Origin of the sequence: Streptococcus pseudopneumoniae, assembly GCF_001068775.1 — a bacterium.
In the GTDB taxonomy this organism is placed as follows: domain Bacteria; phylum Bacillota; class Bacilli; order Lactobacillales; family Streptococcaceae; genus Streptococcus; species Streptococcus pseudopneumoniae_N.
In genome coordinates this window covers 19160-31310 of the sequence record NZ_JWAJ01000123.1, presented here as the reverse complement: position 1 = coordinate 31310, position 12151 = coordinate 19160, and the positions used below count along the sequence as shown (strand labels likewise).

The window sequence follows — 12151 nt, the reverse complement described above, 5'->3', positions numbered from 1 at the left end:
TCTTAAAATTTTCTATCTAAATAATTTTGCAAAATCAATTGAGCAGCTAATTTATCAATAACTTTTTTACGCTTATTGCGACTAATATCTGCTTGCTCAATCAACATACGCTCAGCAGCAACCGTAGTCAAGCGTTCATCTTGATAATCTACCGGTAAGCCAAAGAGCTCTACCAACTTCTCGCCATATGCCTGGCTAGCTTCCACCCGTGGGCCACTTGTGTTGTTCATGTTTTTAGGCAAACCGACAACAAACTGCTCCACCTTGTATGTATCAACCAACTCCTCAAGTCTATCAAAACCAAACTGACCTTGTTCTTCATTGATTTGGATGATTTCAAGTCCTTGTGCCGTAAAACCTAACGGGTCGCTAATCGCTACTCCTACCGTTTTGGAGCCAACGTCCAATCCCATAATTCTCATAGATTATAGATCGACTCCTTGTCCTTTAAGGTAGTAGCGAACCAGTTCTTCAACGATTTCATCTCGCTCATACTTACGGATTTGATTTCGTGCATTGTTATAACGAGGAACGTAAGCTGGGTCTCCACTGAGAACATAGCCCACGATCTGGTTAATAGGGTTATAGCCCTTTTCATTCAAAGAAGCATAGACATCTGTCAATGTTTCACTGATTTCTTTTTTATTGGAATCGTCCAATTTAAAACGTACGGTTTCTTCAGTAAATCCCATTCTAACACCCTCTTTCCTTAGAATAGTACTATTATAGCACATTCGCGGTCGTTCTACAAATCACACAGTCTGATTCTGCTGATTTTCTCTGACTTTTTACTGGACTGTTGCCCCATTTGCAACACGATTAGCAATATAGTCCTCTGGTTCGTTTTTCAATAGATTTTCCAGTCCAACATTCTTCAAGTATTCGTTTTCACTTGCTTTTTTGAGATCCAGTGTTTGGAAATCATAGCTAGTCTTGGTTTCCATTTCTTTCTCATTTAAAAGAGTCGTTTCAATGGTAAAGCCTGAAATTTTTCGAGCTGCCTGCACAGATTCATCCTTGTCCTCAGCTTCTTTAAGAGCTTTTTTAGCTTCGTCTAATCCACGTTCAGAAATATAATTTTTTAAATCTTCTGATACAGGACGTTTCTGCTGAATGGTCAAGCTTAAAAATTGATTGCCTTTGTAAGTAATGATTTGAGTTTGCTGTGCTCCACTCTCATCAGCTGGCAAAACCAAGGTCTTAGTAACAACTGTATTCTTGGTTGCATTTTCTAATACGGGCAAGGTAGACTGTAGAGCTTCCTGAGAACTCTCAGTAGTTGAAGCTGCTGTTTCTTTTTTCTGACCACATCCAACGAGCAAAAATAGTGCTGCGAATGTTCCGATGACTAACTTTTTCATAAATCCTCACATGTTATCCAATTTAAATATTAGAGAAGGCCAGGAGTCACTCCCAGCCTTGATGTTTTATAGAGCCGCACGTAAACGCGCTTCTGCATTTTCCACATTACGGACAGAGCGTGGCAAAAAGGCACGGATATCGTCTTCTTTATAGCCGACTTGTAGACGTTTTTCATCTACAAGAATCGGACTTTTCAAGATACGTGGTGTTTCCATAATCAGGTTGAGCACTTCATTCACACTCAAATCTTCGATATCAACACCAAGGGCCTTTGCATAACGATTTTTCGATGATACGATACTTGCAATTCCATTGTCTGTTTTTGTCAAAATATCAAGTAGTTCTTCTCTCGAAATTCCTTCCTTACCAAGGTTTTGTTCTTTATAACTTAACTGGTGGGCATTGAGCCAGGTCTTCGCTTTTTTACAGCTAGTACAACTTGAGACTGTATAAATTTTAATCATGTACCTACCCCTTTCGCTACATGTTACTATCAGTTTAGACTATTATACCATAAAAAACATCGGACTTGCGACCTATTTTTAAAAAATTTTAACTTTTTTGGCAATTTTTGAACTTTTTTCTTGACAAAATACGAACTATAACCATTCTTTATACTTCTTAATGTAAAACTCCTTAATAACTGTAACGCTAAACATATACAAGAAAATAATACAGATTAAGAACAAGAAGTAAGGAAGTCCTAAGGGTGCTAGACGAAGGATATTTACTAGCGGTCCATAAGGTAGACTGGTTACGAAAAAGGCTGCAACCAGTGTCATCAAAATCACAAGCCAAGCTGGTCTGCTTTGTACAAAAGGAACTTTTGCTGTACGAAGCATATGGATGACCATGGTTTGAGACCACATAGATTCGATGAACCATCCTGTTTGGAACAAGATAATAAACTGAAGGGCAGATTCTGACCCATGAACATAATGATGGCCAGTCACCAAAGGAACAATGATAAAGTAGAGGAAGATAAAGGTCAAAATATCAAAAACAGATGAGATTGGTCCCATCCAAACCATAAATCGCGTAATGGATTTTGCTTCCCATGTATGGGGTTGTTTGAGGAAATCTTGATCCACATTATCAAATGGCAATGCCACACAAGATAAATCGTAGACTAGGTTTAGGACAATGAGATGAACAGGGGCCATTGGTAAAAATGGCAAGAAGATACTCGCAACAAGGAGTGAGAAGATATTCCCAAAGTTTGAACTAACGGTCATCTTAATATATTTGGTCATGTTGGCGTAGACCTTACGGCCCTCAACGATACCAGTTTCAAGAACCATGAGATCCTTGTCTAGCAAGATAACATCCGCTGTTTCCTTGGCGATATCGACTGCTGTATCTACAGAAATACCGACATCTGCCACCTTCATGGATGGGGCATCGTTAATACCATCTCCCATATAACCAACACCGTGACCATTTCTCTTTAACTGTAGAATGATACGCGCTTTTTGGTCAGGAGACAATTTGGCAAAGACTGTTACACTTTCAACCGCTTCTGCCAACTCTTGGTCTGTCATTTGGTCAATATCAGCTCCCAAAAGCATCTGCTCAACATCCAAACCAACCTTTTCACAGATGGCCTGGGTTACTTTTTCATTATCCCCAGTTAAAATCTTTGTTCTGACACCATGCTCAAGTAGGACTTGGATAGCGGGTGCTGCAGATGGTTTTGGTGGATCCAAGAAGGCAAGGTAACCCGTAAGGATCATATCACTTTCATCATCCACAGCATAGGCATAGTCTTCACGTAAACCTGATTTGTAGCCAACACCTAAGACACGCAAGCCTTGACGGTTTAATTGACCAACTTCTGCCAGTACTTCTTGGCGAATACCTTCCGTAATAGGGATTATTTCTCCACGATATTCCACATGTGTCGAAATGTTCAACATTTCTTCTAAAGCGCCTTTGGTCACCATACTAACAACATTGCTATCATCTTTGACGATAACACTCATGCGTCTACGTTCAAAATCAAATGGTAGTTCGTCGATTTTTTGGAAGCTGGTGTCTAGATTTTGTAGGATAGCGTGTTCCTTAACTTCTTTTTCAGTTCTACTGATAATGGCACGGTCCATCAAGTTTTTCAAACCTGTTTGGAAATGTGAATTTAGATAAGCTCTTCTTAAGACCGCCATATCCAAATCACCATGGATATCCAAGGGATATTCTAAGACAATCTCATCTTGCGTTAGAGTTCCAGTTTTATCCGTACAAAGGATATCGATTGCTCCTAAGTCTTGGATAGCATTTAGTTTTTTGATGACTACCTTTTCCTTGGCCATGATAATGGAACCTTTTGCTAAGCTGGCTGTAATAATCATCGGAAGCATTTCTGGTGTCAGTCCGACACCCACGCTCAAGGCAAATACTCCAGCCTCTAGCCAGTCTCCATCGGTTAAACCATTTGCAAAAAACACAATCGGAACCATGACAAGCATCAAGCGGATCAAGAGCCAAGAAATACTGTTCATTTCACGTTCAAAAGAAGTTGGCTCATCATAGGTGTTGAGAGTTTGCTCGATGGCTCCCATCATGGTGTCATCCCCAACTGCTAGGACCATAGCTGTAGCACTTCCTGAGATAACGTTTGTCCCCATGAATGCCAAAGATTCTGCTTCTAAGAGGCTATCTACATCTTGACTAGTCGCTTTATTTAAAGCAAGTTTTTCGACTGCATCACTTTCTCCAGTCAAACCTGACTGTTGAACGAAAAAGTCACGGGATTCAAATAAGATAATATCAGCTGGGATCATATCTCCAGCACTCAATTTCACGAGGTCTCCCACAACTAACTCATCGATTGGCAACTCTTGTTCCAGACCATCACGAATGACAGTTGCCGTGTTGACAATCATTTTTGAAAGATTGGTTGTCGCCTTGTCGCTCCGTAACTCTTGGACAAAACGGATGCCTCCTGATATCAAGACTAAGACAACAATAATGATAGAGGTAGTTGGGTCCTCTTGGCCAGGTTTGGCAAGCCAAACGTTTGTAACGAGAGAAATAAAGGCAATCACAAGCAAAATGATTGTGAAAGGATTGATAATGGACTCATAAATCTTCTTAAAGATGGAATCCTCTTGACCCTTGGTAATGGTGTTTTCACCATACAGGTCACGGTTTTCTTCGACTTGTTCTTGGTCTAAGCCTTTTAGACTTGTATGGTAAAAAGCTAGACTATCTTTTAATGGGGTTTGAATAGCTGCTGCTAGTCTTTCTTTTGTAGTTTTCATTGGTTTCTCCTATCTGTATGAATGATAATTTCATACACAGAAACCAATCGCTTTATAAGGACAAAACGACACAAATCAGCGATTGGCTGTGTATGTGCGGTTCTGGATGATCGTCAATTTGCATCGTTTGTCTCCTTTCTTTGTTCTAAAACAGCAGAAAATCCTGCCATAAAATGGCAGGACTAAAAAACTTATGATCTGTTTTCGTTCAAGCTTTAACTCCATAGGGCGATGTAATGATCTTAGTCTTGACCTTCGCGACCAGGACTGTTGACCAACGAGTAGTGTCTCCACTGCTTTGCGGTAGTCATCCGTATCCCTATGGTAGCCTCACCTACCGTTTTCGCCTTTCAGTATAAACCTTTAACTAATAAAAGTCAACGATTTATCTCATTTTCTTAGATCACAATCAATTCTTTTGGAGCAAGGGTTAATAACTCACAACCGGTATCTGTAATCAGGATGTCGTCTTCAATACGAACCCCGTATTTACCTTCAATATAAATACCCGGTTCATCAGTCAAGACCATACCAGTTTTGATAACTTCTTTTGAAGTTTGACTGAAGTAAGGTTCTTCGTGGATATCAAGCCCGATACCATGTCCAATACCGTGTGTAAAGTATTGTCCATAACCTGCTTCCACAATAATATCACGAGGGATTTTATCAAAGTCACGGCAACCTAAGCCATCCTTAGCTTGGTCAATCAGAGCTTGGTTGGCTTTTAGAACTGTATTGTAAATCTCTGCCTGCTCGTCGCTGACATGACCGAGGTAGATAGTTCTTGTCATGTCACTCACATAATGCTCGTAAAGGCACCCAAAGTCCATAGTGATAGCTTCGCCTAGTTCTACTGGCTTGTGCATTGGGTGAGCATGGGGTTTAGAAGAGTTGATGCCACTCGCTAAGATTGTGTCAAAAGACAAACCTGCCGCTCCTAATTCACGCATACGGAAATCAAGGAAGTTGGCAATTTCAATCTCAGTCTTCCCTGGCTTGATAAATTCAAGTGCATCGTGGAAAGCTTGGTCTGATATTGAACAAGCCTTACGAATAGTCGCAATCTCTGTCTCGTCCTTTATCATACGAAGCGCTTCAACAAACTGAGTTTGTGGAACTAGTTCCAAACCTTCAAAAGCGGCTTGCATGCGGTGGTAATAAGAAACCGAGATTTCGTCTTCAAACCCGATACGAGAAAGACCCATGTCTTTCGCAATTTTTGCGATAGTAGCCAACTCGTCACGCTCTGCAAAAATCTCAAAACCAGTAACTTCTTGCTTAGCAGCGATGATATAGCGGGCATCCGTCACCAAAATTTGACGGCCACGACTGATAAAGACCGTACCATTTGAACCCCAAAAACCTGTCAAATAGTAGACATTTTTAAGGTTGTTGATAATGATTCCATCTAATTCTTTTTCTTCCATTTTATCTAAAAATGCTTGCACACGTTTATTCATGATGTAACTTTCCTTTCAAATACTGTCCTGTATAGCTAGCTTCATTAGTAGCTACTTCTTCTGGTGTTCCTGTTGCGATAATGGTTCCGCCACCAACACCACCTTCTGGTCCTAAGTCGATAATATGGTCTGCTGTTTTGATAACATCCAGATTGTGCTCGATAACAAGGACTGTATTGCCATCGTCGACAAAGCGAGCCAAAACCTTGAGCAAGCGAGCGATATCCTCGGTATGAAGACCTGTCGTCGGCTCATCCAGAATGTAGAAAGATTTTCCTGTCGATCGTTTGTGGAGTTCACTAGCCAGCTTCATACGCTGAGCTTCTCCCCCAGAAAGGGTGGTAGCAGGTTGCCCCAATGTCACATAACCAAGTCCCACATCCTTGATAGTCTGAAGTTTACGTTGAATCTTGGGAATATGTTGGAAGAATTCCACCGCATCGTTGACAGTCATATCTAAAACTTGCGAGATATTTTTTTCTTTATAATGAACTTCTAGGGTCTCACTGTTATAACGGGTTCCGTGGCAGACTTCACAAGCAACATAAACATCTGGCAAGAAGTGCATCTCAATCTTGATAATCCCGTCACCTGAGCAGGCTTCACAGCGACCACCCTTAACGTTGAAACTGAAACGACCCTTCTTGTAGCCTCGAATCTTGGCTTCATTTGTCTGAGCAAAAAGGTCTCGGATGTCATCGAAAACACCTGTATAAGTAGCGGGATTAGACCTCGGTGTTCGTCCTATTGGACTTTGGTCAATATCTATCAGACGGTCGATATGCTCGATTCCTGTAATAGTCTTAAACTTCCCAGGTTTGTCTGAATTGCGATTTAGTTTTTGAGCAATAGCTTTTTTGAGGATGCTATTGATTAGGGTCGATTTCCCTGAACCCGACACCCCTGTCACCGCAATGAATTTTCCGAGAGGGAAGCGAGCAGTGATATTTTGTAGGTTGTTTTCACGCGCTCCCGTCACTTCGATAAAACGACCATTACCGACACGACGCTCTTCTGGCACTGGAATGGCACGTTTGCCTGACAAGTACTGACCTGTGATAGACTTGCTGTTGCGAGCCACTTGCTTGGGCGTTCCTGCTGCTACAATCTCTCCACCAAAGACCCCTGCACCAGGACCGACGTCGATCAGATAATCAGCCTCTCGCATGGTATCTTCATCGTGTTCTACCACGATGAGAGTATTGCCCAAATCACGCATCTTTTTCAGACTGGCAATCAGGCGGTCATTGTCCCTCTGGTGAAGACCGATGGACGGCTCATCTAGGATATAAAGGACGCCAGATAGGTTAGAACCAATCTGGGTTGCCAAACGAATACGCTGGCTCTCCCCACCTGAAAGAGTTCCTGCTGAACGAGACAGGGTCAGATAGTTAAGACCCACGTTATTAAGGAAGGTCAAACGGTCCTTGATTTCCTTGAGAATGGGACGAGCAATAATCGCTTCATTTTCAGACAAGGTCAGCTGGCTCACCAAGTCCAAGTGGTCTGCGATAGACAGATCTGAAATTTCTCCGATATGTGGCCCTTGCTCGCCACCCACACGGACAGACAAGGCCTGATCATTGAGACGATAACCGTGACAGGTTCCGCAAGTCAGCTCATTCATGTAGAGGCGCATCTGGGTGCGGGTGTAGTCGCTATTGGTTTCATGATAGCGACGCTTGATATTATTGACAACTCCTTCAAAAGGGATGTCGATGTCGCGAACTCCGCCGAATTCATTCTCATAGTGGAAATGGAATTCCTTACCATCTGAACCATAGAAAATGAGATTCTTATCCTCCTCTGACAAGGCCTCAAAAGGAGTATCCATGTCCACTCCGAAGGCTGTCATGGCTTGTTCTAGCATATTTGGATAATAGTTAGAAGAGATAGGGTTCCAAGGTGCCAATGCTCCCTCACCAAGGGTCTTACTAGCATCTGGCACTACTAGATCCGTATCAACCTCTAGCTTGATCCCCAACCCATCACACTCACTACAAGAACCAAACGGAGCATTGAAGGAAAAAAGACGAGGTTCTAGTTCCGGAACTGTAAAGCCGCAAACTGGACAAGCATAGTGTTCTGAAAAGAGCATCTCTGAATCATCCATAGTATCGATGACCACATAACCTTCTGCGATACGAAGGGCTGCTTCAATCGAATCAAAGAGACGACTACGAATACCCTCCTTGATGACAATACGGTCAACCACGACATCGATATCATGTTGCTTACTCTTAGACAGCTCAGGCACTTCGGTCACATCATAGACTTCCCCATCGACACGGACACGAACATAACCATCCTTTTGAATCTTTTCAATCAGCGTCTTATGCTGACCCTTTTTCTTACGAATAACAGGAGCCAAAATCTGCAGACGCTGACGCTCTGGCAATTCCAAAACCTTGTCTACAATCTGTTCGACAGACGAAGCCTTGATAGCCCCATGTCCGTTGATACAGTAGGGTGTTCCTACACGAGCATAGAGGAGACGGAGATAGTCGTTGATTTCCGTCGTTGTCCCAACCGTCGAACGAGGATTTTTACTGGTCGTCTTCTGGTCAATGGAAATGGCAGGGCTGAGACCATCGATAGAATCCACATCTGGTTTTTCCATATTCCCTAAGAACTGACGAGCGTAGGCTGATAGACTCTCTACATAGCGGCGTTGCCCTTCTGCATAAAGAGTATCAAAGGCAAGACTGGATTTGCCCGAACCCGACAGCCCCGTCACCACAACTAGCTTGTCTCGTGGAATTTCCACGTCAATATTTTTTAAATTATGGGCGCGTGCCCCATGGATGACAATCTTATCTTGCATGTTACTTCTTTCTAGTCCATTGTTGCTTTCCATTATACCAAAAAAAGTGAAATTCTATTACCAAAAAAGCTGATTTTGTAGTACAATTAAAAACTTATTTTTTTATGTTCCCTTAGGGTTCCCTAAGCCTTATATCACGCGCTTTTTAATAAAAATTACTAACATTACTATTTACTACTTGCTCCCCCAAAGTACGCAAACAGGGGAGCAAAAAAGCCCCACAAAAGGGCTAGGTTTTGATGAGTTCAGCAGGCAAGAAACTAGCACGGTCAAACGTGCTTTTTTTGTTGCTGGTTGCTGATAGGTATATTATACCATGAAGCGCGTGCTTTATAAGATTATGACCTCACAAAAGCCCCCAGATTCGTTTCTAAGGGCTTGTAGTTTATCCGTGGTGTTTTTAGTTGTCCATTACGAAACAAAGCAAAATAGGGGCTAATATGAAGCCTCAGCCTACATTTGCCTACTTATACGCTTCTAGCTCTCCGTTCTGGTGGAATATGTTCATAATTGTTCATTCCCAGAGAGCATTTTTTAGTTTTTCTCCGACTGGCGAGATGTGTAAGAACTTGTTAGTACCTGACAACATTTTATGAGCTGTTCAACAACTGGCGATATGTGTCCATAAATGTCCATGTTCTCTCGCTTAAATCTCAACATTTTTTCAACAAAACACCACCACGATAGCTTTTAGCAAAGTCTAGCAGTATCTCAGCTTTGAGACGTTCATACTCAGCCCTATCAATGTCTAGTGTCTCGTATATCTGCCATAACTTCAACCTCTCCCCAGTTCGTCTTGTAAAGAGATTGGCGAATATCTCACGTCGTACATCGTCCAGATTGTCCCTGAAGGCTTCAATCACGCGCAGTAGCTCCAGCGCTTTAGCTTCAAATGCTCCATCTTGACCGCCTAGACTCAATTTAACCAATGAGTGATAGCTTTTTAGAAATCTTTATACCTGTTTAACTGTCTATTTTTTATCAATCTGCATTTACAATACTTGCCAAATGTTCTATAGCTTCCTGCCTTACTCGATATACTGAGGTGGTAGATTTTCCTATTTCTTCAGCGACTTCCAAAGCAACAAGATCATTCAAGTAAAAAAGTCTTAGAACGGAACGCTCAAGTGGATTGTCCAGCTTATCGATTAGCCCCGATATGGCCATTCTCTCCTCAGTAAGTCGCTCAATCCTCCGGAGCGTATCCTCTTTTAGCTTCAGAACACTTATAAGATTGTTCTCTGTCTTGTTCTCTCTGCTTGTCTGCACCCTGCTATGGCTTAGTGTTGGCTTTTCGATAATACCACCTTCCAGGGCTTCCAATTCCAAATATAAGCCTTTGATCTCCTTGCTTATCCACTTAACGCCCTCTAGTTTTTCTTTTACCTGCTCTGGTGTCATGCCTTGGCCTCCTCCATGATATAATAATTGTGTTGAAATTATTGCCGAGGTGGAGAGCCTTGGCTTTTTGCGTTTTCTCTAGCTTCGCTCGAGGTTCATTTATTCCCTGGGAAGTATTTCCCGTGAGAAAAAATGTACAATGACGGGTGAAGCTCGTAGAAGCGCGTGGGGAGGGAGATAGCCCCCGTATCTCCTTATGGTTTGATAAGCAATTAAGGGATGTTTTTATCTCTCTTATTTCCTTATCATTCTGCAAGCAATTAAGGCAAGTTATTTCTTTGCTTATCTGCCTATCATTCTGCAAGGAGTAAATCAGAAATAAGAGGGCTAAAAACTCCGCTTATCTGCTTGATAAATGATAGGGGATATAGCCACTTTCTCGGCGTTCGCTCGGAGTTCAACACACATAACCCTGCCATTTGTCAGGCATATTTACTGCCACTACCTAAGCAAAATCTCACCTTTTCTAACCCTCGGTAAACCTCTCTACCTTTGTAAAACCTTAGTATTTTTAAGTATGTAACCTTGTACTAACCTTGTACTTTTTATATATGCTACCTTTACATTGAAAAACTTCGATACCTTACCAAAACCTTACCATTCCTCTGGTTCGCTAAACATACTTTCAGGAAAGCCACAAACTGAAATTAAATACTGACAAGCGTTATAATCTACCCAAAGCGCTCCATCTTCTGAGTGGTGGAAATACTTATCTGGTAGCGTTCCAAGGTAGGCACCCATTTTATAAATAGATACCCCACCTTTTTGGCTTGGTAACAGTCCAGTATATCCTCTGCGTAGTCCATGATTCAAAGCGTTGCTATTGCCATATTTTGGTTTTCTGTTGCCCCTGTTGCCTTTTGCTACTTGGTTGCCCGGCAAAAATCTCCCTCGGCTATCACGTTCCATATTGCACCTTTCTACGGTGTTCGTTTGGTAGAATTGTTCCATTACTACAAATTATCTAAGGCCTCCTAAACTACTTAGTTAATGGGTAGCTTTAGAGGTGAAAAAATCAAGCTAACTTCCTGATAGCACTACATTCCCTAATACCTTCCAACATTTCAAAAAGGGAATTTTTCGTACAGAAGAGGGCGGCGTTCTTATATCCGAACGATACATACCCCCGTCTAAAAATAAAGGGGGTATCTCTGCCTCCTGTCTCGTATTCATACCTGTTTAGTATCTTATAATTGACTGTTGTAACTATAACGCTAAACAATATTCATAGCATTTTTTTCTAACCATGATCTTTATTTAGATTTGTTTGGAAATGTTCCAAAACACTACTTCAGATTGCTCAATCCATTCAGCCAAAAACTATCTCCCTTTCTGGTATAGTAAACAAACTTTTGATAATGCTTATAATACTTGTCACGTTTCATATACTTTGGTCTTTCAGGAAAACCATCGAACATATATCCGCCACGTTTGGGACTCCAACCTGGTTCCACCTTTCTAGCTTCCCTCAGTGCTCTCTCCCAATAGTATTGGCAATCTGTCTTACTTCGGTTCAGTGTTGATTTGTGTATTTTCTGGCATGATCCACAACCATATAGCAAAAGTCTCTTATAGAGTTTTCTGCATCGATTACCACAAATAGGACAAAGAAAGAAGTAGCGATTACCTCCCTTGGTTCCTGGTATACTTGCTAAATCAAAATGATTGTTTCCAAAGGTGATATACAGATTATCTAGGTCTATCTCTAGTTTTCTACCGTCCGACTCAGCTATACCATAACTTATATTCTTGTTTTTCATCGGCTTTATAAATGTCTCTATGGTTATTGATTTTATAACTTCCATTCGTTCAAAAATCCCTATATAGAAAAACCCAAATTGATT

11 protein-coding genes and 1 riboswitch are annotated in these 12151 nt (G+C 41.5%); all 11 genes read right to left on the bottom strand.

Annotation, left to right across the window (positions count from 1 at the left end; translation table 11 throughout):
• Positions 1–2: 2 nt before the first annotated feature.
• The 11 genes from ruvX to ADF68_RS06820 all read right to left on the bottom strand — a co-directional run bounded on the left by ruvX (position 3) and on the right by ADF68_RS06820 (position 12103).
• Complete coding sequence (gene ruvX, locus ADF68_RS06870) at positions 3–422, bottom strand: Holliday junction resolvase RuvX (RefSeq protein ID WP_049549170.1); 420 nt, start codon at positions 420–422, stop codon at positions 3–5.
• 3 nt (positions 423–425) lie between these two features.
• Positions 426–692 (bottom strand): IreB family regulatory phosphoprotein, encoded by a 267-nt coding sequence (locus tag ADF68_RS06865; protein WP_000507060.1) that lies wholly within the window; start codon positions 690–692, stop codon positions 426–428.
• A gap of 96 nt (positions 693–788) precedes the next feature.
• Positions 789–1361, bottom strand: a complete 573-nt coding sequence (locus ADF68_RS06860; protein ID WP_000737513.1) for an SP0191 family lipoprotein — start codon at positions 1359–1361, stop codon at positions 789–791.
• Positions 1362–1427: 66 nt separating this feature from the next.
• Positions 1428–1826, bottom strand: a complete 399-nt coding sequence (gene spx, locus ADF68_RS06855) for a transcriptional regulator Spx (RefSeq protein ID WP_000591164.1) — start codon at positions 1824–1826, stop codon at positions 1428–1430.
• A gap of 135 nt (positions 1827–1961) precedes the next feature.
• Positions 1962–4622, bottom strand: coding sequence for a magnesium-translocating P-type ATPase (gene mgtA, locus ADF68_RS06850; RefSeq protein WP_049549169.1), 2661 nt, complete (start codon positions 4620–4622; stop codon positions 1962–1964).
• Positions 4623–4814: 192 nt separating this feature from the next.
• Positions 4815–4968, bottom strand: a riboswitch (M-box (ykoK) riboswitch).
• A gap of 52 nt (positions 4969–5020) precedes the next feature.
• Entirely contained in the window at positions 5021–6082 is a 1062-nt protein-coding gene (locus ADF68_RS06845) for a M24 family metallopeptidase (protein WP_049549168.1), read from the bottom strand.
• On the bottom strand, positions 6075–8906 hold the full coding sequence (gene uvrA, locus ADF68_RS06840) for an excinuclease ABC subunit UvrA (protein WP_049549167.1): 2832 nt from the start codon (positions 8904–8906) through the stop codon (positions 6075–6077). Before uvrA ends, ADF68_RS06845 begins: the two co-directional genes overlap by 8 nt.
• Before the next feature lie 653 nt (positions 8907–9559).
• Complete coding sequence (locus ADF68_RS11225; RefSeq protein WP_235227756.1) at positions 9560–9835, bottom strand: hypothetical protein; 276 nt, start codon at positions 9833–9835, stop codon at positions 9560–9562.
• A gap of 52 nt (positions 9836–9887) precedes the next feature.
• Positions 9888–10307 carry a DUF1492 domain-containing protein gene (locus tag ADF68_RS06830; RefSeq protein ID WP_049549166.1) on the bottom strand — a complete coding sequence of 140 codons (420 nt, stop codon included), beginning with the start codon at positions 10305–10307 and terminating at the stop codon, positions 9888–9890.
• 594 nt (positions 10308–10901) lie between these two features.
• Complete coding sequence (locus tag ADF68_RS06825) at positions 10902–11216, bottom strand: hypothetical protein (RefSeq protein ID WP_045616698.1); 315 nt, start codon at positions 11214–11216, stop codon at positions 10902–10904.
• A gap of 377 nt (positions 11217–11593) precedes the next feature.
• Entirely contained in the window at positions 11594–12103 is a 510-nt protein-coding gene (locus ADF68_RS06820; protein ID WP_049549192.1) for a hypothetical protein, read from the bottom strand.
• Positions 12104–12151 lie beyond the last annotated feature (48 nt).